14 protein-coding genes are annotated in these 25,128 nt (G+C 32.3%); 10 read left to right on the top strand and 4 right to left on the bottom strand.

The annotated features are described in order from the left end of the window. The 3 genes from GFV00_RS06805 (at nucleotide 1) to GFV00_RS06795 (ending at nucleotide 5,033) form a co-directional block, all read left to right on the top strand. Nucleotides 1–2,970 carry a tetratricopeptide repeat protein gene (locus GFV00_RS06805; protein ID WP_160557542.1) on the top strand — a complete coding sequence of 990 codons (2,970 nt, stop codon included), beginning with the start codon at nucleotides 1–3 and terminating at the stop codon, nucleotides 2,968–2,970. A gap of 21 nt (nucleotides 2,971–2,991) precedes the next feature. Beyond that, nucleotides 2,992–4,740, top strand: coding sequence for a hypothetical protein (locus GFV00_RS06800; RefSeq protein ID WP_160557543.1), 1,749 nt, complete (start codon nucleotides 2,992–2,994; stop codon nucleotides 4,738–4,740). Between the two features lie 71 nt (nucleotides 4,741–4,811). Beyond that, on the top strand, nucleotides 4,812–5,033 hold the full coding sequence (locus tag GFV00_RS06795) for a PspC family transcriptional regulator (RefSeq protein WP_105296274.1): 222 nt from the start codon (nucleotides 4,812–4,814) through the stop codon (nucleotides 5,031–5,033). 33 nt (nucleotides 5,034–5,066) lie between these two features. Here the strand turns inward: GFV00_RS06795 and GFV00_RS06790 are convergent, their stop codons facing one another. From GFV00_RS06790 to GFV00_RS06775, 4 genes are all read right to left on the bottom strand, one after another. Then, nucleotides 5,067–5,207, bottom strand: coding sequence for a hypothetical protein (locus GFV00_RS06790; protein ID WP_160557544.1), 141 nt, complete (start codon nucleotides 5,205–5,207; stop codon nucleotides 5,067–5,069). Next, nucleotides 5,200–5,832: a rhomboid family intramembrane serine protease gene (locus GFV00_RS06785; protein WP_160557545.1), complete on the bottom strand. Its 633-nt coding sequence runs from the start codon at nucleotides 5,830–5,832 to the stop codon at nucleotides 5,200–5,202. Before GFV00_RS06785 ends, GFV00_RS06790 begins: the two co-directional genes overlap by 8 nt. A gap of 132 nt (nucleotides 5,833–5,964) precedes the next feature. Next, entirely contained in the window at nucleotides 5,965–6,825 is an 861-nt protein-coding gene (locus GFV00_RS06780; RefSeq protein ID WP_160557546.1) for a DUF2911 domain-containing protein, read from the bottom strand. A gap of 11 nt (nucleotides 6,826–6,836) precedes the next feature. Then, nucleotides 6,837–8,519 (bottom strand): glutamine--tRNA ligase/YqeY domain fusion protein, encoded by a 1,683-nt coding sequence (locus GFV00_RS06775; RefSeq protein ID WP_160557547.1) that lies wholly within the window; start codon nucleotides 8,517–8,519, stop codon nucleotides 6,837–6,839. A gap of 178 nt (nucleotides 8,520–8,697) precedes the next feature. Here GFV00_RS06775 and GFV00_RS06770 point away from each other — a divergent pair, with 178 nt between their 5' ends. From GFV00_RS06770 to GFV00_RS06740, 7 genes are all read left to right on the top strand, one after another. Next, complete coding sequence (locus tag GFV00_RS06770; RefSeq protein ID WP_160557548.1) at nucleotides 8,698–10,254, top strand: sensor histidine kinase KdpD; 1,557 nt, start codon at nucleotides 8,698–8,700, stop codon at nucleotides 10,252–10,254. Nucleotides 10,255–10,261: 7 nt separating this feature from the next. Next, nucleotides 10,262–10,966: a response regulator transcription factor gene (locus tag GFV00_RS06765; protein WP_105296279.1), complete on the top strand. Its 705-nt coding sequence runs from the start codon at nucleotides 10,262–10,264 to the stop codon at nucleotides 10,964–10,966. Nucleotides 10,967–11,085: 119 nt separating this feature from the next. Then, nucleotides 11,086–12,450, top strand: coding sequence for an MATE family efflux transporter (locus GFV00_RS06760; RefSeq protein WP_185149999.1), 1,365 nt, complete (start codon nucleotides 11,086–11,088; stop codon nucleotides 12,448–12,450). A 173-nt stretch (nucleotides 12,451–12,623) separates the two neighbouring features. After that, nucleotides 12,624–19,766 (top strand): type I polyketide synthase, encoded by a 7,143-nt coding sequence (locus tag GFV00_RS06755; protein WP_160557549.1) that lies wholly within the window; start codon nucleotides 12,624–12,626, stop codon nucleotides 19,764–19,766. A gap of 8 nt (nucleotides 19,767–19,774) precedes the next feature. Further along, the gene (locus GFV00_RS06750) at nucleotides 19,775–24,100 is read left to right on the top strand and encodes a type I polyketide synthase (protein ID WP_160557550.1); all 4,326 of its coding nucleotides are present in this window, start codon (nucleotides 19,775–19,777) and stop codon (nucleotides 24,098–24,100) included. Further along, nucleotides 24,088–24,387 (top strand): acyl carrier protein, encoded by a 300-nt coding sequence (locus tag GFV00_RS06745; protein WP_105296282.1) that lies wholly within the window; start codon nucleotides 24,088–24,090, stop codon nucleotides 24,385–24,387. Before GFV00_RS06750 ends, GFV00_RS06745 begins: the two co-directional genes overlap by 13 nt. After that, nucleotides 24,365–25,126 (top strand): alpha/beta fold hydrolase, encoded by a 762-nt coding sequence (locus GFV00_RS06740; protein ID WP_160557551.1) that lies wholly within the window; start codon nucleotides 24,365–24,367, stop codon nucleotides 25,124–25,126. The genes GFV00_RS06745 and GFV00_RS06740 overlap by 23 nt, the downstream gene beginning before the upstream one ends. The last annotated feature ends 2 nt before the right edge of the window (nucleotides 25,127–25,128 follow it).

Genomic DNA, 25,128 nt, shown 5'->3' with positions numbered 1-25,128 from the left:
ATGCGAAAAAAAATCCAATGGCTTATCCCATTATTAGGAGCTAATTTATTTGTGAATGCTCAACTATCTGAAATTTATTATAACAATTACCAGATAAGCAACGCAAAGGAATTATATGAAAATGAAGCCTATAGAGGAACTCAATATATAATTAATGATTTAATTAACTTTTCTAATCTGAGATCTTATCAATTGGAAATTGCCAATTTTTACGATGCTCTGATAAGCCTTATCTTACAAGATGAAGAAGCAGAAAAGAAATTTGATGCTTTTACCAATAAATATCCGCAAAGCGTATTAACTGAAAGAGCACACCTCCAATTGGGAAATTACTATTTAATACATCAGGATTATTTTCGTGCAGCAGAAGAACTCTCTAAAGTAGCTATAGATAAACTTCCTCCTAATAAAAGAGCCAATCAATACATCAAACTCGGGTATGCTCAATTTATGAATCAGGATTTTGAAAATGCTGAAAAAAACTTAGAAAAAGGATCCTATAGCAACCAATACAAAAATCAAATAGACTTTTTGTTAGGTCATATAGCTTATGCTAACGGTGAGCATATTGAAGCTAAGAAAAAATTTACTTCCTTATTAAATCAACCGGAATTTACCGAAAAAATCAAGCCTTATATGGTTCAGATTTATTTTAATGATGGTGAATATGATTTTGCCATATCTACCGGTAAAACTTTATTAGCCTCTAATCAATATCCTGAGTTAAAAAATGAGATAATAAAAATTATAGGAGAAAGCTATTTCAAATTAAAAAAGTATGCCGAAGCCGAACCCTATCTTTCATCTTATATAAAAAATAGTGCTTCTCCAACTTTGAGCGATTATTATCAAATGGGATATGTTTTGTATCAAGCCAAGAAATATGAAGAAGCAGTTACTTATTTTAATAAAATAACTGTTGGAGATATTTCTCCCATTTCACAAAATGCATATTACCAATTGGGGAATTCCTACCTGAAAACAAATAAAAAGAAAGAAGCTTTAACTGCTTTCAAAGCTGCTTCTGAAATGGATTTTGACAAAAAAATTCAAGAAAATGCCTATTTAAATTATGCGAAATTGAGTTATGAAGTAGGTAATCCTTATGAGCCTGTTTCCAAAGTTTTAAATACCTATTTAAAAAGATATCCCGCTTCCAAGCATCAATCGGAAATCAATGAATTGCTGGTTAAATCATATATTAATTCCGGAAATTTCTCAGAAGCCTCTCAACTTCTATCTTCCATACCCAATAAATCTTCGGAGTTGAAACTTAAAGAGCAAGAAGTTGCTTATGCCTACGGAGTACAATTATACAATCAGGGCAAAATAGAATCGGCTTCTCAAGAATTTGAAAAAGCCATACTTTTTAAAAATAATTCCCAATTTTATGCTCGTTCACTCTATTGGTATAGCGACTGTCAATACCAATTAGGAAATTATCAAAATGCTATTGATAAATTACAACTTCTGCAAAATTCCGGAATTACCATACCGGAAAGTTCGCAAGTGATGTATCAAAAAGGATATTCTTATTTAAAATTGAAGAATTTCGATTTGGCAGCAGTTTCATTTCAAGAATATCTTAAAAATCCAAAGCAAGAATTTAAAGCAGATGCAGAGTTACGTCTTGCCGATGCATTATTAGGCAGCAATCAGCTTAACCAAGCAATTCAAATGTATGATCAAGCGTATACCTCTTCTATCGAAGACAGGGAATATTCTCAATATCAAAAAGCTATTGTATATGGTCTGCAAAAAGATTATAAAAATAAAATTGTTGAACTTGAAAAGTTAATTAAAGCATATCCAAAATCGGAAAAAATTAGCGATGCATATTTTGAATTAGGTACAGCGTACGCTGAAACTGAAAATTATCAGAATTCAAATAACTATTTTCAGAAAGTTATCAGTTCTTCCAAAAATAATGACTTAGTGGTTATGTCATATCTTGGTATTGCTGATAATTTGACCAGTTTAAAAGAATATCAAAAAGCTATTGTAAATTATGGAACTATTGCCGATAATTATCCTAAAACCGATTATGCCTTACAAGCTATAACCGGAGCTAAAACTGCATTTATTGAAAGCGGTAAAGAAAATGAATATATTGACTGGGCAAATAGAAAAGGCTATAATATGGACCGTGCGGAAGCTGAGGAATTGTCTTTTATGTCTGCTCAAAAGAAATTTTTATCTAAAGATTACTCTGAGGCCTCTCAAGAATTTGCGACTTTTTTAACTAAGTTTCCAACTACAAGTCGTAAAATAACCTCTCTCTATTATTTAGGAGAAAGTTATTTTCAGCTGGCTAATTATAATCAAGCGTTAGAGGCATTAAAAGAAGTTTCAGAATCATCCAATGAATTTCAGGAAGATGCTTTGGTTAGACTTTCTCAAATTTATATAAAACAAGAAAAAGACGAAGCTGCTCAAAATTCGCTAGAATCTTTGTATAAAATTACTTCCAATCAGAATTATAAATCTTTCGCCGAATTAGAATTGATGTATATCTATTCCGATCATAAAGAATATACTAAGGCTAATGAAATGGCTGTTAAAGTACTTAATAATTCAAAAAATCCTTCTACTGTAAAAGAACAAGCCACTTTGATAAAAGCGCGCAGTTTATACAATTCGGGAAAAACCAATGAAGCAAAATCAGTATTTACAACTCTTGAACAATCTAAAAACAATGCAGTAAAAGCTGAGGCTTTATACTATAATGCATTATTAAAAAATAAAGATAAAAAATACGATGCCAGTAATTCCGTAATATTTAATTTAACATCTAAATATTCTGATCAGCAGTATTGGGGAGCTAAAGCTCTTCTTATAATGAGCAACAATTATCTAAACCTTAAAGATAATTATCAGGCTACTTATATATTGGAGCAAATTATAGAAAATTATAAAGAGTTTCCGGATGTTGTTCAAGATGCCCAAACTCAACTTAACCATATTAAATAATTATATCTCGTTTTGAAGTTTATGAATACTCAATATAAAATACTGATTTTAATTTTAATAGCAACTATTTCAACCACATCAGGATATTCTCAAATTAAAGAAGAAATATTAACCATTGGAAAAAAGAAAAATCCGAATGTTAATGTAAAAAATATTGAGAAAAAGAAAACAGACCCGGATAAATATCCACCGTCTAACGAAAGTAACTCAGTAAAAAAAGATTCACTGAATTATACGATTATTGATGTTCCTGCTGTTTCTGAATTTCAAACGTCTCAACTGCCTCCTCAATCCTTAAACACTGATTTTACTAATTCATATTATGATAATCATGCTAAGTTAGGTTATGGAACCAGAAATACGGTACTGGGGGATTTATATTTTAATTATCCGATAAATAATAATTTGACCGGTATCAAACTATCTGCACTTTCTACCGATGGTCCTAAAAACAAATACGATTGGAAAACTTCTTCTTCAACAATTGATGCAGAAGCTTTTTACATTTTTAAATTAAAAACGGGCAAATTACATTTTGCGGGAAATTATACCTATAACGGAACTAATTATTACGGTCTCAACACACCGGAAATACATGCAACTCCCCACATGAATTTAAGGCAAAATACCAATCAACTTACTTTTAAATCCGATTATGACATGTATAGTAATAATTATTTGGACAAAGCTTCTTTAAAAGCCGGATATATGTGGGACAAATTTGATTCAAATGAAACTTTTGTAGACTTAAAAGCAAAGCTGGCTAAGAGTTCCGAAAATGCAAATCTTATGCTTCCCGGTTTAAATTTTGGCGTGGAAGCAGATGTTTTGTTTAATTATACTTATACGCATTTTGGATTGGACACAAAAGATAAATATTCATTTTTAACAGCCGGATTTTCTCCTGTGTTACGAATTTCAAGTCAAGGTTCTTATTTGAAAGTGGGTGCTAATATTGCCTATAATGGCGAATTGGAAGGTAATAATACAAAAATTTTCTTCCATCCTAAGGCTGAATTTTTATTCAATGCTGCCAGAGAAATTAATGTATATGCCGGTATTGATGGCGGTTTAAAACTTAATAATATGTCCGACTTATTTTCGGAAAATCCGTATTTATACTCCAATCAATTGTTAAGACCTACCAATATATTATATAAAGTTTATGGAGGGGTTAAAGGGGATATAGATGAAAGCATTAAGTACGAAGCGGAAGGGTCATTCAGTAAAGCCGAAAACCTTTATTTTTTCATGAGAAATCCTTATGACCTTACCTTGCCTTCTGTATTAAATGCCTATAACCGATTAAATACCTTTAATGCTGTGTACGATGATGGTAATATTATTACTTTTAAAGGTGCTTTACAATATTTTTGGACCGGAGACTTGTCTATTGGATTGGAAGGAGAATATCATAATTACAATCTGGATGAGCTTAAACATGCTTATAATTTACCAAATTTTAAAGTAGGTTTAGATAGTAATTATAAAACTTTAGAAGATAAATTAAAATTAGAAGCAAAATTATTTTTTACCGGTGAGCGTAAGAGTAATTATTTTTATTACGATCCTGCCTCTTCATCTGTTAGGGAGGGAATAACTACTTTAGACAGTTATGTAGACCTTAATCTTTCGGCTTCATATAAATTATATAAGAATTTTTCACTATTTGTTAATGGAACCAATTTATTCAGTAAAAATTACGAACGCTTTCAAGGTTATAAAGTCTTAGGAGCTCAAGTATTGGGAGGTATTTTGGTTCAATTTTAGCGAATTGATGTTTGTAAATAAAAAATTGTAATTTTTTACCTTATATGTATTAACTTAAAATATACTTTTTTATGATAGAAAAATTACGCACCCTATTTGAAGCAAACGGATTTGAAGTAATTTCACGTGTATCGGAAAAATTCGGAGTACGGGCGTCTAAATTAAGACTTTTATTTATCTACTTGTCATTTATTACTTTAGGTGGAATTTTTGCTTTATATCTTACCGGAGCATTTTTTCTATGGATTAAAGACAGCATTATCACTAAACGACCTTCCGTTTTTGACCTATAGATTCTCTTGATTTTTCAATGAATCTTTTTCATCTTAGTAATGAACATTGTCAGTTTTATTTATCTCCGTAGTCCAATCAAATTTCGAAGGATCTTCTTCATGAAAATATTCAGGATATTCCAATTGTTGTTTTTCCCAAAGTTTTTCATCATCAGAATGATCATATTCATCCATATCCCATTGATGTTCCTCTCTTTTTTCCCCTACTTTTTTTCCTCAACATATAAGCTAATATAAACCCGGTTACTGCTCCCGACAAATGACTTTCCCAGGAAACTGGGTGATTATCGTATATGCCTAAAAGTTCTCTGGGAAATATTCCCCAAACCAAACTTCCATATAAAAAAACAACAATAAAAGATACCGCTATTGAAGCAATTTCACGTCTGAAAATTCCACTAAAAAAAAGAAATGAAGCCAAAACATAGATAATTCCGCTGGCACCTATATGGCAAGATAAAACGTAGGAATTTAGTAAAGAGAAATTGGGTAATAACCAAACCACAAAACCTGATATAATCCAACCATTTAGTAAAATGAAACATGCCAATTTTTCATAAAACTGAAAAGTAAAAAATGTTAAAACAAATAAAGGAATAGAATTACTGAGTATGTGGGTAAGGTTTCCATGAAATAGCGGAGCGAGCAGGATTCCTCTTAAACCTTTTTGGTTAAGAGGTATAATTCCATAACATTCTTTGAAAACCAATAAATTTTGCAAGAGAAATACCAACCATATGAACCCAACAAATACAATTGGAACAATAATAGCTTTTTTATGAATCGGAACTTTATACATTTACCTTATTTATAAATACAAATTTGAATAGATAATAAAATCCAAAAAATTTATCTACTGTTAACTACAAATACTACTGAAAACGGTAAGAAATCTCTTACCGTTCTGTTTTTTTATTTTTAAATCAATAATTTATAATATTTTTTTCCATTCTTTAATAGATTCGGTGTTTAATCTAATATAATCTTTATTACCTTCTTTTTGGGCTCCATATAAAGATTTCTCAGCTGAATCTATTGCCCCTTTTATATCTCCTAACTTAGATTGAATTTGCGATTTAACTCTGTAATACCAATAAGGGGATTCTCCTTGCTTTAAATCAATGGCTCTATTGATCCAATTTAAAGCTTTCTTCATATCTCCATTAGACTGTAAATAATAATTGGCTGAAGCATAATAGGCGTTAGCATCTGCTCTTGGGTTAGATAATATACCGTCAATACTTGCATTTGCTATTTTTTGTGTCGGTACATGGAAAGTTACATCTACCAAAACCTGATCCCACATAAATTGTAAATGTGCGGAATTATCTGAAAGATTATTTATTCCTATAGTAAATGATTCCACTGATTCTGCCAATTTTTTAACCGGTGCCGTTGTTTTTAAAACCACTTTTTTATCGTCCCATTTTTCAGGTGTCCCCCAATTTTCTGAATCGGAATAAAAAATTACATCCCAGGTATCTTCATGGGGAATTGTATAAATTGCATATTTACCTTTAGGAATAGTTTTTCCATCAATCTCAACATCATCCCCAAACTTAATGGTTGTATTTTCATTAGCCCCTGTTCTCCAAACTTGGCCGTAAGGTACCAATCCGCCAAAAATTACCCTTCCTTTTTTATTAGGTCGAGAATATTCATATTCAACATCTGTTAAACCTACCATTTGTTCAACCTCTGCTTTTAAACTTGCTGCCGGAGTTTTTACTTGTTGAGCTTCACTGAAAAGTGAAAAAGAAGAAAGAGCAATTAGAAAGATTATTTTTTTCATAATTTAAAACTTTATTTATTAGCGATTTTCGCCCAGGTATCTTTTAATGTTACAGTTCTGTTAAAAATTAGATGATTTTCTGTTGAATCGTCATCGACTGCAAAATACCCAAGTCTTTGGAATTGATATTTTGTTCCAATTTTTGTACCATTTAAGCCGGGTTCTGCAAAACCATGAATAGTTTTTAAAGAATCCGGATTTAAAAAATTTAAAAAGTCACCTTCTTGCGTATCCGGAGATTCTTCTTTAAATAATCGATCATAAATTCTCACTTCTATAGGTAATGCGTGTTTAACGGATACCCAATGCAAAGTACCTTTCACTTTTCGCATGCTTTCTTCTGTTCCGCTTCCGCTTTTACTTTTATCGTCATACGTGCAATAAATGGTTTGAATTACACCGTTTTCGTCTTTTTCAACAGATTCTGCTTTAATTATATAAGCTCCTTTTAATCGGACTTCTCCTCCTAAGGTCAATCGGAAAAATTTCTTAGGAGCTTCTTCCATAAAATCTTCTCTTTCTATATATATTTCTCTTGAAAAAGGAACTTCTCTTTCTCCTGCCTCACTATTTTCCGGATTGTTTTCAATGCAAACATTTTCTTCTGAATTTTCCGGATAATTAGTGATTACAACTTTCACCGGATTGACCACAGCCATGACCCTTGGCGCAATCTTATTAAGGTGATCTCTTACCGTGAATTCTAATAAAGCAAAATCAATAATGTTATCTCTTTTAGCCACTCCTACTCGTTCCATAAAATCTTTGATAGCTTCAGGAGTATATCCTCTTCTTCTCATACCCGATACGGTAGGCATTCGCGGGTCATCCCAACCGGATACGTAATTTCCTTCTACTAAACGCAATAATTTTCGTTTGCTGGTAATCGTATAACTTAAATTTAATCTAGCAAATTCACGTTGCTTACTTTTAACTTTTGATGGATCGTATACTTGATCCAAAAACCATTCATATAAAGGTCGGTGATTTTCAAATTCCAGAGAACATAAAGAATGAGAAACTTGCTCTATGTAATCTGATTCTCCATGTGTCCAATCGTATAAAGGATATATACACCATTCGTTACCGGTTCTTTGATGATGTTTTTTTAAAATACGATACATTACCGGGTCCCTCATATTCATATTCGGAGATTTCATGTCTATTTTTGCGCGAAGTACACAACTTCCTTCCTCAAATTCTCCTTCTTTCATTCTTTGGAAAAGATCAAGGTTTTCCTCTATGCTCCTGTTTCTATAAGGACTTTCGACACCTTCTTCAAAAGGATTTTTTTTCTGCTCATTCATCTCTTCTGAAGTCTGATTATCAACATATGCTTTTCCTTCTCTAATTAATTTTATAGCCCACTCATATAACTGTTGAAAATAATCAGAAGCATAACATTCCTTATCCCAAGTATATCCCAGCCATTCTACATCCTTTCTAATCGCATCAACATATTCTTGATCTTCTTTAACCGGATTAGTGTCATCAAATCGTAAATTAACGGGTACATTATATTTCTGCCCCAATCCGAAATTTATCCATATGGCTTTAATATGGCCTACATGAAGATAGCCGTTAGGCTCAGGTGGAAATCTAAATCTTAATTTCTCTTTAGGAAAACCGTTTTCTAAATCTTCTTCAATTATCTGCTCTAAAAAATTTAAAGATTTTTTTTCTTCTTGGTGCATAATATAATATAGTTATAGACGTACAAATTTAAATCATTTTTAAAATTATTCTCCATATAATATTTTAAACGTAATAAATATTTCTTTAGCTTTATTTTTAATCAGATAAGATTTTAAAAATATTGAAAATTTTCGATATGTCGTAAATTTCATCGTTTAAAATGATTAATTTTGTACTATGAAGGAACGTTTCATCCCTATTTTATCGGGATTAATGACCATTTCCCTTATAGTTTTTGTGGGATTGCAGATTTTTTGGCTGAAACAAGCTATAGATGCAGGAGAACAGGATTTTTCATCTCGTGTATACAAAGCACTAAATAATTCTTCCAAAAAAATTAATACTATAGAGATTAATAAGTTTTACAAACCGTTTACTAATTTCTATCAAGACATCAATAATCAAAAAGATTCCAGCACTATCCAAACAGCTATGAGTGTTATTGACTCTCAGTCTGTTAAATACATCATTTATAAAAAAACAATCGTCAATAAAAAACCTCTTGTCATTCCTTTTTCAAAAAAAGATACTTTAAAAATCACCAATTTACTAACGGATGAAGGCGTATTAAAAATTAAAAAAGATTCCCTCCAAACCAATATTAAACCGATTGAAAAAAATATTGAAAATAGTTTTGTAAGCCCTAAATTTACCTTGGACGAATTTGCAAGATTGAGTGTAAACCAGATGAGCTTGGAATCCAGGATTAACATGCAGCTAATAGATTCAGTGGTTAGCTTAGAACTTAAAAAGCACAATATTAATACTGAATTTAAATGCGGAGTACTCAACAATAAACTTAAATTAACTAAAATCCATAGTGATGATTTTATCTTAAGTAATAAGTTTACTCAAAATTACAATGTAGTTTTATTTTCTGACGGAAAAGATAACACCCAATATTATTTATCCGTTTATTTCCCTTCTAAACAATATTCCGTACTAAATCCTATTTTGGGAGCTATTGGAGTAACCATAGCCTCTACTTTGGTTATTATTGCTATATATATTGCTTCCATATATTATATGTCCCAGCAAAAAAAGATTTCTGAAATAAAAACTGATTTCATAAACAATATGTCTCATGAATTTAAAACTCCTATAGCAACCATTAATATTGCCACGGATGCGCTAAATTCGGAGAAAGTTCAATCAGAACCGGAAAAGATGAGATTCTATACTTCTTTAATTAAGCAGGAAAATGATAGAATGAAAAAACAAGTGGAGATGGTTTTGAGAATGTCTAAACTTGAACGAAATGCACTTCAACTGATCCGAAAAGAAACAGATATTCGTCAAATCCTGAAAAACAGCATTAAAACTGTTCGGGTACAAGTGGAACAACGGGGGGGAACAATCAAAGAAGAGTATTTAGCAGATAAATATGTTGGAAATGTAGATGGATTTCATCTCACCAATGCTTTTGTTAACATATTAGACAACGCGAACAAATATTCATTAGAAAAACCTGAAATCTCGGTAAAAACTTACAACGATAAAAATGATTACGTAGTTGAAATTTCAGATAAAGGAAAAGGTATGTCTGAAAACGTTATAAAAAAAATATTTGAAAAATTTTATCGGGAAGAAACCGGAAACATACATAATGTAAAAGGTCACGGATTAGGCTTGACCTACGTAAAAAATATTATTAAGTTACATAATGGTGGTATTAAAGTTGTTAGTAAATTACATAAAGGAACCACTTTTATTGTACGTATTCCTCTAAATTAAAAATATCATGGATAAAAAAGTAAAGCTATTATTGGTAGAAGATGATCCAAGTTTTGGTGCTGTTTTAAAAGATTACCTCTCTATTCACGATTACGATGTAACCCTATCTGTTGATGGTGAGGATGGGTTAGAAAAATTTAAAGCAGACAATTTTGATATTTGTCTCTCCGATGTAATGATGCCGAAAAAAGACGGCTTTACATTAGCTAAAGAAATTATTGACATTAATCCGGATGTTCCGATTATCTTTTTAACAGCTAAAAATATGCGTGAGGATATTCTTACCGGATATAAACTTGGCGCTAATGATTATATAACTAAACCGTTTGATTCTGAAGTTTTATTGTATAAAATTAATGCCGTTCTTCAAAGGAATTCCAATTCTTCCGTTAATTCTGAAAATGAAGACAAAGAAATTTATGAAATTTCCAATTTTAAATTTAATACCAAATTACGACAATTAGAGGTTAACGGTAAAATGCATAAATTATCTCCTAAAGAGAATGAGCTGTTAAAACTTCTTTGCAAGTATAAAAATGATCTTATGCCAAGAGAAGAAGCCCTAACTAAAATTTGGCATAATGACAATTATTTCACTTCTCGAAGTATGGATGTGTACATTGCTAAAATCAGAAAATTACTTAAAGATGACGACAATGTAGAAATCGTAAATATCCATGGAGAAGGTTTTCGCTTATTAGTAAAAGATTAACCTTTCTCAAAAACTATATGGAATAGATTATTAATCTTCATAAAAAGATTAATAACCTATTCTTGTCCTTTACTTAACTAACTATTTATTAAAAAAAATAGACGATCTTATTATTACGAATGGAAGCTATAGATAAATCTCAAAACATTTCAGAGCTGGAGAATGAAAAACCCGGCAAACTTATTTGGAAATATGCCGTTCCGGCTATTATAGGAACTATAGTAATTGCTTTATACAATATCATTGACAGTATTTATATAGGTCATGGAGAAAATTTGGGAGACCATGCTATAGGAGGACTGGGAGTTCTTCTTCCCATAATGAACCTTATCTCAGGAATAGGTATGCTGGTTGGAGCCGGAGCGTCTACACGTACCTCAATTTTTCTAGGCCAAAAAGATATGAAATCTGCCAATATTGTATTGGGAAATTCCATCTTATTAGCTACCGTATTAACTTTCTTGTTAATCATAGGCATGTATACCTACATGGATTCGATACTTATTGGTATTGGAGCTACTCCTCAAACATTCCCATTTGCAAAAGAATTTTTACTCTATTATCTACCGGGAAATATATTTTTAACCGTTAATTATGCTCTCAACAGTATCATGCGAGCATCAGGATATCCTAAAAAAGCCATGTATATGATGCTTATAGGAGTTGTCGCCAATATTATTTTAGCTCCCATCTTTATATTTGTATTGAAATGGGGAATGAAAGGTGCTGCCATAGCAACCAATATTTCTATGGCGATAGGCTTGTGCGTTTTATTGAAACATTTTTTTAATTCTAATTCCATTGTATATTTTCACTGGAAAAGTTTAAAACCCAATTACAAGATCATATGGTCCATAATTAATGTGGGGTTTGCTCCTTTTTTCATGTTACTTGCTGCATCTGTTGTCGTTTTTTTCATAAATAACAGGCTGAATGTTTACGGAGGCAGCACGGCCATAGAAGCTTATACCATAGCCAATCGCCTGATCATGATATTTATAATGGTAATAGTAGGTTTAACCCAAGGAATGCAGCCTATTATAGGGTATAATTTTGGAGCTAAAAATATGAATAGGGTTAAGGACACATTAACTTACAGCCTTAAAACCGGATTTTTTATTGGATGTCTAGGTTTTTTATTCGGTTTTTTATTCCCTGAACTTGTTGTTAAACCTTTTAATCCTTCCCCAAAATTAGCTAAAGAAGCATCTTTAGCTTTACAAATAATGACCATTACTTTACCATTAAGCGGTATACAAATGGTTATTTCCAATTTTTTTCAATGTATTGGAAAAGCTGTTATTGCTTTTATATTAAGTATGAGCAGACAATTCTTACTACTTGTACCCTCATTATTTATTCTACCTAACTACTTAAAATTAAACGGGGTGTGGTACTCTATCCCTTTATCCGATACAATCTCTACTATTTTAGCTATAATTATCTTTATTTGGCAGGTTCGCAAGATCAAAAACTTAATATAAATTAATATTAACAAAATGTTAAAATTATTTTTTTTTGATTATATTTGCGATTCGATTTCTCCTTTTAATAATATGGGGAATATGTTTAGTTAATACTATATGATCCTAGATTATCTTAAGTAGTAAAAAACATTGATAAGTTAAATATTTACTAAATACAATTTTTTTAAGCCATGCAAGAAAAAAAAGAGTTATTTGTTCTTTCTCCTTTTGAATTACCTGACGTTGATCTAGCCTTAAAAACTATTAAAACCGGGGCTTTTCCAATCCTACATTTAGGAAGAGATAAAAACAAAGCTATTCAAAGTTTAAATGAACTTTCTGAAAAAACAAGAGAATCATTTGGTGTATGTTTTGTGTCGGAATCAATGGCTGACCTTACACTTCCTGAAAATGTAACAAAAATATTTATTCCTTTTAATTTTAAAATTTCTGTTAAAAAAAATATAGAAATTTTTCATCAAGTTCACTCCCTGGATGAAGCAGAAGAAGCCATCAAAAAAGGGGTAGAATCTATTATATTAAAAGGAAATGAAGGAGCAGGGAAAGTGGCTTATGAATCCTCATACGTTCTTTTTCAAGGAATTAAAAACAAGCACAAAAAATTAAAAGCTAAAATTTACATACAAGGTGGAATGGGTATTCATACCTCTGCTGCTGCCTTAGCAATGGGGGCACAAGGTATTATACTTGATAGTCAAATCGCTCTTTTTCCAGAATGTAGTATATCTAAAGATTTAAAAAATATTTTTAACAAGCTGAGTGGAAGCGAAACTGTTATTATCGACAATTTCAGAATCTTACTTAGAAAAAATTCACCGGAATTACCAATACAAGCAAAATATGAAGATATTTTACCTTTTCTAGGCGGACTGGATCTTTCTCAAAATATAATTCCTATGGGGCAAGATATTTGCTTATCCGTGGATTTTGTAGAACGATACAAAAAGCTTGAAAATTTAATTATAGCTTTCCAAGAAGCCGCCTATGGGCATTTATTGCAAGCTAAAAATTTAAATATAATCGGAGAGAATAGCCCTCTTGCGAAAGAATTAGGAACCAGATTTCCAATCGCTCAAGGTCCTATGGCCCGAGTTAGTGACGTACCTGAATTTGCTGAAAAAATTGCCAATGAAGGTGGGGTTCCATTTATAGCAATGAGCTTGATGATTGGACAAGCAGCTAAAGATGCTGTTGAAAAAACACATGCTCTATTAAAAGATAAAGCTTGGGGAGTAGGTATCTTAGGTTTTGCTCCGGCACCATTGCGCGAAGAGCAAATGAAATACATCCTCGAAAATAAACCTCCTTTTATTATCATTGCAGGTGGAAGACCTTCATTAGCTAAACCCTATGAAAAAGAAGGTATCAAAGCATTTTTACATGTACCATCTGTATCATTACTGGACATGTTCTTAAAAGAAGGTGCCAGAAATTTCATTTTTGAAGGAAGAGAAAGCGGTGGACATGTTGGTCCTTTACCAAGTATGGTTCTTTGGGAAAAACAAATCTATCGTTTATTAAAAGACGACCAACCAAGTACATTAAATATATTCTTTGCAGGAGGAATTCATGATGCATTTTCTTCCGCATTTATCTCTATTATGTCTGCATCCCTAGCAGCTAAAGGAGCTAAAATTGGTATATTAATGGGAACTTCTTACTTATTTACAAAAGAAGCTGTGGAAACGGGTGCTATTTCAGATGAATATCAAAAACAATCCGTAGCACATGATAAAACTGTTTTACTAGAAGCGGCTCCAGGTCAAGAAACCAGAGCTCTACCAACCCCTTTTACCAAATTATTCGATCAAGAAAAACAACGATTATTTGCGGAAGGTTTAGATTCTAAAGAAGTTTGGTTGAAACTTGAAGAAATGAACTTGGGACGTCAAAGAATTGCTGCAAAAGGAATTGAAAGACAGGGTAAAGAACTTATCAAACTATCCAATGAGGATCAGTTAAATAAAGGGGTATTTATGATTGGACAGGTTGGTGCTTTAAGAGGCAATTCAACTACCATAAAAGAACTCCACAAAGACGTAGCAATAGAAAATAATAAAGTTCTTTCAAAATTAGAAAACCTTACAGAACCAACTAAAGAACCTAGTGGTTCTAAATTGGCAATTGTAGGTATGGCAGGTATTTTTCCTCAAGCCCAAACGTTAGAGGAATACTGGAAAAATATTTTATCCGGCAAAGATTGTGTTACCGAAGTTCCTGATGACCGATGGAATAAAGAACTTTTCTATAATCCTGACACCAGAGACACTGATTTCGTTTCCTCTAAGTGGGGTGGTTTTATACCAACCATAGATTTTGATCCGTTAGAATTTGGTATCCCTCCTCAATCATTAGCTTCTATAGAACCGGTGCAGTTATTAAGCCTTTTAGTAGCTAAAAGAGCATTGGAAGATGCCGGTTATGACATGAAAACTTTCGATGGAGAAAATACATCTGTTATTATCGGTGCAGAAGGAGCAACCGAATTAGCTTCAAGTTATGGATTTAGAGGATATGCTAAACAAGTTTTCGGAGATCTTCCTGAGGAACTTAAAAATATGCTTCCTAAACTTAATGAAGATTCCTTCCCGGGGGTTTTATCCAATGTGGTGGCCGGTAGAATTACCAACAGGTTAAATTTAGGAGGTACCAACTATACTGTTGATGCTGCCTGTGGTGCATCTCTTGCAGCAGTAGATATAGGATGCCAAGAATTACAAAATTATAGAACAGACATTGCCATCATAGGGGGAGCAGATTTACATAATGGTTTAAATGACTTTTTAATGTTCTCTGCAACACATGCCTTATCAAGAAAAGGAAAATGTGCTTCCTTCGATGCTAATTCTGATGGAATTGCTTTAGGAGAAGGAATTGGAATGATTGTGGTTAAAAGATTGGAAGATGCAGAACGCGATGGAGACAGAATCTATGCCGTAATAAGAGGAACAGGTGCCAGCAGTGACGGTAAAAGCTTAGGTATGACCGCTCCAAATAAAAGAGGTCAGATGAAAGCTCTACAAAGAGCCTATAAACATGCAGGTGTTTTACCTTCAGAAGTTGAATTAATTGAAGCTCATGGAACAGGAACTGTTGTAGGTGATAAAACAGAATTAAGCGCATTGACTGAAATGTTTTTAGAGTCCGGAGCCTTAGTGGGACAAACTCATTTAGGGTCTGTAAAAACTCAAATCGGACATACTAAATGTGCTGCCGGTATGGCCGGATTGATTAAAACGGCTTTAGCAACCTATTACGGTATTCAACCGCCGACTATCAATTTAACTAATCCGAATTCTTTTTATAACAAAGAAAGTAGTCCGTTTAAATTCAATACTAAAGCGGGAATCTGGAGCAGTGAAAGAAGAATTTCCGGAGTTAGTGCGTTTGGTTTTGGTGGAACCAATTTCCATGTTGTTATGGAAAATTATAAATCAGAAATTCCTACGACAAGCAGCTTAACTTCTTGGCCTTCCGAATTATTTGTTTTCAAAGGGGATAACTTACAAGAAGCCAAACAAATTGCTCAAAAAGTTAAAAATTTAATTGAAATAAACAGTTCTCTAAACTTAAAAGATATAGCTTATAGTTTAGCAACTGATAACAATAAAGATATTCAAGCTTCTATAGTAGCTTCCAATACTATTGAATTAAAAGATAAAATTGAATCTCTTCTTTCTAATAAAGAAGAATCGGGAATTTATCTAAGGGATCCTAAGGAAGGTAAAGTTGTCTTTTTGTTTTCAGGACAAGGAAGTCAAAGAATTAATATGGCTCGTGATCTTTTTGTGGCATTTCCTGCTATGAGATCCTTATTAATTCAAAATAAAGAGGTTGAAAAAATATTATTCCCTCATGCAGTTTTTGATGATGAAAGTAAGAAATTACAGCAAACTACGATTACAAAAACTCAAAATGCCCAGCCATCATTAGGTATTGTTGATTATGCGATCGCTAGTTTTTTACGATCTTTAGAAATTGAACCGGATATGGTTGCGGGACACAGCTATGGAGAACTTCCTGCGCTTTGTTTTGCAGGAGTATTCAAACCTGAAGAATTAGTTTCTTTAAGTAGAAAAAGAGCCCTTGCAATTTTAGATGCTGTTGGACAAGATAAGGGTAAAATGATTGCATTAAATCTACCGGAAGTAGAAATAAAATCATTACTTGAAGGAGAAAAAGAAGTTTGGGCCGTGAACTTCAATTCTAACAAACAAACCATTCTTGCCGGTTCTACTGCTGCAATGACTGAGTTTATGAAGAAACTTACGGATAAGAAAATCACTTACAGAGAATTGGCCGTAGATTGTGCTTTTCACAGTCCACTATTGAATAAATCTAAAGATTTATATTTGAAAGAGCTTTCTTCTGTTGATTTTACTTCTCCAACGTTGTCCATATGGTCTAATACAACTGCAGAATTATACCCTTCCAAACCTGAAGAAATTAAAAATCGTTTAGCTGAGCATTTAATTAATCCAGTATACTTTACCAAAGAGGTTACGAATATGTATGCAGAAGGTGCGCGAGTATTCATTGAAACCGGTCCGGGCAAAGTTCTTATAAATCTTGTTCAATCTACTTTAGGTGCTCAAGAAATTACTACAATTCAAACCGAAGAAAAAGAAAAAGAAGGGATTACCTTTTTACTTAATGCATTAGCTAAATATATAGCTACCGGAAGAAATATAAATCTTGAGAAATTATTTGAAGGTAGAAAAGTTACTACAATAAATTTTGATGATCCGGAAAAATATAAAAAGAGAGCTACAAACTGGCTTATCAATGGCCATTATGCTATTCCTTCCGTAGGAAGTCTTCCTCCCAACGGAGCACTTCCAATTAGCAAACCGATAAATTTAAATTTTGGAGCTATTTCCGATACTTATACCATGAATAACAATCTTACTCAAGCGGATCATGTTATCCTTGAATATTTAGGAAACATGAGATCTATGATACAAAACCAAAGAGACGTCATGTTAGGATACTTTGGTCAAAATCCAACAACTATTGCTGCTCCTCAAGCAACAACAACTATTCAAGTGCCTACTCAAAGCAATCAAATTGCTACTCCTCAACCAACGGTAGTTGTTCCGGCTCAAGTCGCCGTACCGGTACATACGGTTGCTCAAAGTTCAGCTCCTGCTTTATCAATTCAAGTAATCAAAGACACTTTGCTTGATACAGTAAGTGAAAAAACAGGATATCCTATTGATATGCTAGGTTTAGACATGGATCTGGAAGCTGACTTAAGTATAGATTCCATTAAAAGAATGGAAATAATTGGAGCTTTAAAAGAAAAATTAAAAATCAATGCTGATTTTGAAGAATCTGAAGATGCTATCGAAAAAATGGCTTCTATTAAGACACTTAGCGGGGTTATCGGATGGGTTGAAGAATTAGTAAAATCAGATCAACCCGTATCTCAAGAAGTTACTGTAGCTACAAATATATTACCTGCAGCAACTCCAAGTGCTAAGAAAGAATCCCTTTCTTTGGAAGTGATTAAAGATGCTCTCCTTAATACCGTAAGTGAAAAAACCGGATATCCAATTGATATGTTAGGTTTGGATTTAGATTTAGAAGCTGATTTAAGTATCGATTCCATTAAAAGAATGGAAATAATTGGAGCATTACGAGAAAGATTAAATATTACTTCTGATTTTGAGGAATCTGAAGATGCTATCGAAAAAATGGCCTCTATAAAAACATTAAACGGGGTTATCGGATGGATTGAAGATTTAGCAAATGGGGATTCTTCAGAAAAAACAGACAAGCAAATTGCAGCTTCACCGGCTGTAAATGAAATATCTTTTGATGCAGAATCAATTTCAGAATTAGAAAAAAACCTTGATTCAGCTAAAGACGAACCTCTTTTAAGAACTCGTTTTGAACTTGAAAAATATCCAATTAATGGATCAGATAAAATAGAAATAGAAGGCAAAAAATTTGCAATTACTGATGATGGAAAATCTATGGCTAAAGATATTAAAAAAGCTTTAGAAGCAAAAGGAGCTACAGTAGATATCATTTCAGACAGTAACACAAATCTTTCAAACTACGACGGTCTTCTTATTCTAGAGGTTTCAGAATCATCTAAGCATTATACTATTAAAGATGCTTTTACTCTTATAAAAAGTGCTGATATGGATCGTATTCAATGGATCTATAGCTTCAGTGACCTGATGGGTGATTTAGAAGGTAAAAAAGATATCAAAGAATTAAAGAAAATTCAAGGTTTTCCGGGATTAATCAAAAGTTTAGCTCGTGAATATTCTAAAATAAATTGTAGAGCCATTATATCTAATACTGTATTTACTTCTAAAAATTTAACGGAAATTGTTTTAAATGAAATACAAGCAAAAGACATTTCTGCTGAAGTCATTTATAAAGATACCGAACGTTTTCGTCTTAATTTAGTACCTGAAGCTCTTGCTGTAAATGGAAGCTCTAAATTAGACCTGGATAAAGAATCTGTAGTACTTGTTTTAGGAGGTGCTCAAGGAATTACCGCTGAATTAACTAATCAACTTTCAGCTGAATATCCTTGTCATTATATTTTGGTAGGACGTTCCGCTAAACCTACGGAGGAAGATAAAAAATACATTTCATTAAAAGATAAAAATGAAATCCGTAAATATCTTATCAATGAAGAGCAAATGAAAACTCCTACTGATATAGAGAAGAAAGCTCAAAAAATTGATAAAACCAATCAAATTATACAAACCATAGCCCAAATTGAAAAATCAGGCTCTAAAGTGACGTATGTTTCTTTAGATGTAACAGATGAAAAAGGACTAAGGAAATTTATAAAAGATACGTACAAACAATACGGTAGAATTGACGGATGCATTCATGCAGCAGGTCTTTTAGTTGATAAATTATTTACACATAAAACCCTTGAAGCATTCGAACAAGTTTATTCTACTAAAATAAATCCTTTACACGTACTGTTAGACGAACTTCATAGTGATATTAAATTCATTATTTTCTTCAGCAGCATCGCTTCTGTATACGGTAACAGAGGACAAACTGATTATGCCGCAGCCAACAGCGTATTTGACATGACTTCGTGGGCTATCCAGGGAAAAACCAACGCCAGAGTTTTAGCTATTAATTGGGGGCCTTGGAAAGGAGCAGGAATGGTCTCCAGCTCTTTGGAAAATGAATTTAATAAAAGAGGTGTTGCTATGATTCCTTTAAAACAAGGAGCTCGTGAATTCGTTAACGAATTAAAATATGGTCATGATAACCAAGTTTTAATTATGGGAGGAAGTGATCAAGGAGTTAAACAATTTTTCGGAATCTGAGTATAACTATGAAAGATACAGATATTGCAATTGTAGGAATGTCTTGTTTCCTTCCAGGAGCAAATAATATCAATGATTTTTGGAACAATTTATTGAAAGGAACTTCTTCCATAACCGATGTTCCTGAAGAAAAAATTGATTCAATCTACTTTAAAAATAATTTAAATAAATTAGATCATATTTATTGTAATAAAGGAGGATTTATTCCTCCTATTACAATTGATCCATCTAAAATAGGAATAACATCGGAACAGGTACAGCATTTAGACCCTACTCAGCTTTTAGTAATAAAATTAGTCTATCAAGCATTAGAGGATGCTTCTGTATTTGAAAAAAATATTTCATTAAAGAAATCTTCGATTATAATCGGAAAAGAAAATTACATTAGTTCCAATGACTTAAAATGGATCGATATTGTTCGTACGAGTGAGCAACTTGCTTTAGCCGTTAAAAATATACTTCCGTCCATTTCCGATCAAGACATTGAAAAAGTAAAAGAGGCTTTTCAAAAGGATAAAGGGGCTCAAGAAAACAAATTGCAACTTGAACATACGACAAAGTCAATTGCGGGAATAGTTTCCTCTCATTTTAATACTGAAGGTACTGCCTATACCATCGATGCATCTGAAGTAAGCTCATTACTTGCTGTTGAACAATCAATACAGCAATTACTTGCTAATAAGGTCGAAATTGCAATCGCAGGAGGTATGCAATTTAGCCAAAACTCTCCTTATTGGAGTATGTTTTCAAAATCGGGTTTATTATCTCATAAACAAGAGATTAAACCTTTTAATGAAGATGCTGACGGTATTTTATTAAGTGAAGGAGCCGGATTTATTGTACTAAAAAAATTAAGTAAAGCTCTTTCCGATAATGATCGTATCTATGCTGTAATTAAAGGGGTGGGAATTGCTTCCAATAGAAATAATTTTACAAACGGACAAAAAACTGCTATTCAGGAGGCTTGGAAAAATGCAAAAGTTAAATCTGAAAATATCGGATATATAGAGGCTAACGGCACAGCTATTAAAAGCAATGATAAAATTGAGATTGATGTGCTTTCTGAACTATTCAAAGATGGAAAAGTTTTAATCGGATCAGTAAAATCCAATATCGGACATACTCTTTCTGCGTCAGGTATGGCCGGTTTAATTAAAACTGCACTTTCTTTATATAATAAGAAAATTCCTGTAACTCTGAATTGTGAAAATCCTAATAATTCACTAAAAAATACACAAATTACACCCGTTACTGAAATAATCGATTGGAATGAAAAAGAAATTCCGTTGCATGCAGGGGTTAGCGCATTTGGTATTGACGGTATGAGTGCACACGTTGTTTTACAGGCACATAGTCATGCCGAGGAAAACAACTCTTCAATTCCGGTTTTTGACAACGAAGCGATTGCTATTTCCGCTTCATCTAAAGAGGCGTTAATTGAAGCTTTAGATAAAAGAGATTTTTCCTTATCTGATCCAAACGGTACTTATCGATTAGTTCTTTTTAATCCGACATCGGATCGTATTGAAAAAGCTAAAAAATTAATTTCAAAAGATAAGCCCTGGAAAGGAAGACAAGATATTTGGTTCTCAAACAAACCTCTTTTAAGAAAAAATGAAAAAATAGCTTTCTTATTTCCGGGATTCGATCCTTCATCTAATCCGGAAGTAGAAAGTATTGCAAAATATTTTGGGTATAAAATACCTAAAGAAAGAATTACAGGTAATTTATTACTTGACCAGTCTTTTAAACAATTTCACGGAGGTGAAATTATAGACGGAGCGTTAAAAAAAATGGGTATAATACCCGATTTAAATGCAGGGCATAGTTTAGGAGAATGGTTCGCTGCAAAATCAGGTGGTCTGGTTTCTGATGAATCTGTTGAAAATTTATTAAATTCAATGGATCCGGAAAAATACAATATGGACGATGTGTATTTTATCGCCGTAGGCGCCGGTACAGAAACAGTAAATCCCATTTTAGATGGAATCCAGGATCTTTACCTGTCTAATGATAATTGTCCCAACCAAGTTCTTTTGTGTGGAACAGAAACAGCAAAAGATCAATTAATACAAATCTTAAAATCTAAAAGTATATTTTATCAAGTTTTAGATTTTAAATCCGGCTTTCATTCACCATTCCTAAAAAAGAAGCTTTATTTACTGGACGATCTTAATTATATTAAGATTGAAAAAAATGACATTCCGGTTTGGTCGGCCACTACCCTAGATGTTTACCCGCATGATTTTGAATCTTTCAAAGAATTAACCATGCAACATCTAACTCAAGCCGTTCTTTTTCGTGAATTAATTGAAAAATTATATGAAAAAGAAAATGTTAGATTTTTTATACAAATAGGAAGTGGAAGTTTAATTGGTTTTGTGGATGATATTCTTAAAAATAAAGAATATGCTGCAATATCAGCTACAGTTCCTAAACTTTCAACTCTGGAACAATTGAGAAGGGTACTTTCTTTATTATTCATTGAAGGTAAAGAAATTAATACTTCTTTCATAGGTCTTAAAAATAAGGAAACTTCTTCTATCAAAGAAATTCAAGTTACTGAAAACCAATCTTTAGTAAAAAAATTTCCTTTATTACAGGAATTATCCAATAAATATAAAATTCATACTACCGAATCAGATTCTATAAATTCTCTTTTCATTAAATCCAATCATCCGGTTATTCAAGCGATGAATGAATACACCCAAGAACTTATTCTCATGCAGAAGGAATTTACTGAAATGGTTGAAACAAGAAAAGCATTTGCATCAAATTCTGATTATCTAGTTACTGATTTTGTACCCTTAAAAGAATATGCTCCTCAACCAATTATTCCTAATACGGTTACTCAAGAGATAAAAGTTGGAAGTTCTTTTGAAGAAAAATTAGATATCGACTTAAAGAATTATCCTTATATAATAGATCATTCTTTATTCAGACAACCTAAAAATTGGAAAGTTGTTGAAGATATGTGTCCGGTTATACCTATGACCATGACTTTTGAGTTGTTAATTGAAGCGGCCCATAAACAAAACTTAAATAAAAAAGTTCTTCGTTTGGGACCTGTAAGTGTTTTCCAATGGATGAAAGTATATAAACCTTTCCAACATACCATTGAAGGAACTTGGAAAACTGAAAATGTAGTTTCTTTGAAAATCAAAAATTTCGCAAATGGAGATGTAACTTTAGGCGATGCATATCCAAGTGTAGACCCTGCTTATCTTGAAAATATTGATTTTGGAGAAAATGCGGTAGCTCTCCCTACTCCGGAAATTATTTATAAAGATCATATGTTCCATGGTCCGGGATATCAAGGCATTTTAGAAGTTACAAACATTTCTAAAAAAGGATTAAGAGCCATTGTTAAGAAATCCTTTGGTAAAGGTTCTTTAATGGATACTATTGGTCAACTTTATGGCTTATATCTTCAATTGATGTTAGAGGGAGAATCTAAAGTTAGTTTTCCGGTAAAAATTGAAGAAATTAATTTCTATCAAGATGTAGAAGATCAAGAAGGAATTTTTGAATGTATTTGTCTTCCTACCTCCTATGTAGATAAATTGGCAACTGCCGATATTATCATGAAACGCGACGGAAAAATTTGGTGTATAATTAAAAATTGGAAAAATCAAATATTTGAAGGTTTTGACACCAGGCTATGGAATACGAATATGAGTCCGGCGGATCATATTTTGGCAAATGAAATAGCACCGAATGTTTATTTCTTCGATGACCGATATAAAAAAGCTGTTAATCAAGATTTCTTGATGCATATATATTTAAACACTGAAGAAAAACGTCGATATGATTCTTTAATGTTAAATAAGAAAAAAGATTTCTTAATCAGTCGTGTATGTGTAAAGGATAGTGTTAGAGATTACATCAATAAACAAAATGGTATAAAATATTTCCCTATTGAATTTTCTATTCAGCACGACGAAAAAAATAAGCCATCCATACACGGCGTTCCGGAAACTGAGTCATTAGAAATTTCAATTGCTCATAAAGGAAGCAATACGGTAAGTATGGTATCTAATAAGCCGGTAGGGATTGATATAGAAACCATCGAGAAACGTGACAAAGGCTTTTTAGATATTGCATTCACAGATAAAGAACTTACTCTTATTAAATCAAAAGAAAATATTGCAGAATGGAGCACTCGTTTTTGGGTGGCTAAAGAAGCCTATGGAAAAATGCTTGGTGTTGGATTAAACGGAAATCCTAAGCAATATGAAGTAACATCTATTGATGGTGAAAATTTAACTATCAATGAAACTATAATAAAAACAATTAAACATAATAATAAATTCATAATCGGATGGACTCTATAGAAAAACAAAAAGAAACTATTTTTGAATCACTTAAAAAATTTATTACTGAAGTAATTGGCGAAGACGTAGCGGAAGAATTAACTATTGAACCGGAAAGTGTTTTTACCAGAGATTTGGAAATGGACAGTATTGAAATTGTTTCATTTGCGGAGAAAGTAAAAGCTACCTATGGTGACAATATAGATTTTAATGGATGGTTATCAGGTATGGATATGGATCAATTAATCAATTTATCAATCAACGATGTTGTTAATTATATTGTAGATGCCAATAATTCAGATAAATAATAGAAAAACTCACATCTTAGAACTCAATCCGGAAGCTTCCGAAACGATTGTAATGGTTCATGGTATGTTTACCAATTTATCCATATTTTATTTTAATATAGCTCCGGAACTTGCTAAAAAAAATCACGTGGTTATGTATGATTTACGTAGCCACGGCCTTAGCGGCAAAATTGATAATGGATATGATTTAGAAACTCTTTCTAATGATTTGTTGGATCTTTTGAATCATTTAAATTTATCGAAAGTTGATCTTGTAGGCTATAGTTTTGGTGGTTTAATAGCTTTATATACTGCAATTCACCATCAGGATAAAATAAAAAAACTTGCTATTATCGATTCTCCTATTACAGATAAAAATGGAGATACAGAGCAAATTCTTGAAAAATATGGTAATGAGTATATCGAACACTATATGAAAAATTATAGTATTTCAACAAATATTACTCCTAATAACAAACAGCTTGAAAAAAGTAAAAAATTATTTGATTTTCTACTTCATGAAACTTCGATGCCTCAAGATTTAATAAAGGATAAGAATTTTTCAACAGAAAAAAATATGAGTCTCATAAAAAATAAAACGTTATTACTTTATGGGAATGAATCGGATTGTTTACCGGATGGGAAGTTATTAAATACCTATATTCCTGATTCAACCTTATTTTCTGGAACAGGAGATCATAACATTCCAATTCAAAACCCTGAATGGATTAACGAAAAACTGAGTGAATTTTTTACTTAATA

Origin of the sequence: Apibacter sp. B3935 (genome assembly GCF_009827705.1) — a bacterium.
GTDB lineage: Bacteria > Bacteroidota > Bacteroidia > Flavobacteriales > Weeksellaceae > Apibacter.
This window is presented reverse-complemented; position numbering and strand designations above follow the sequence as displayed.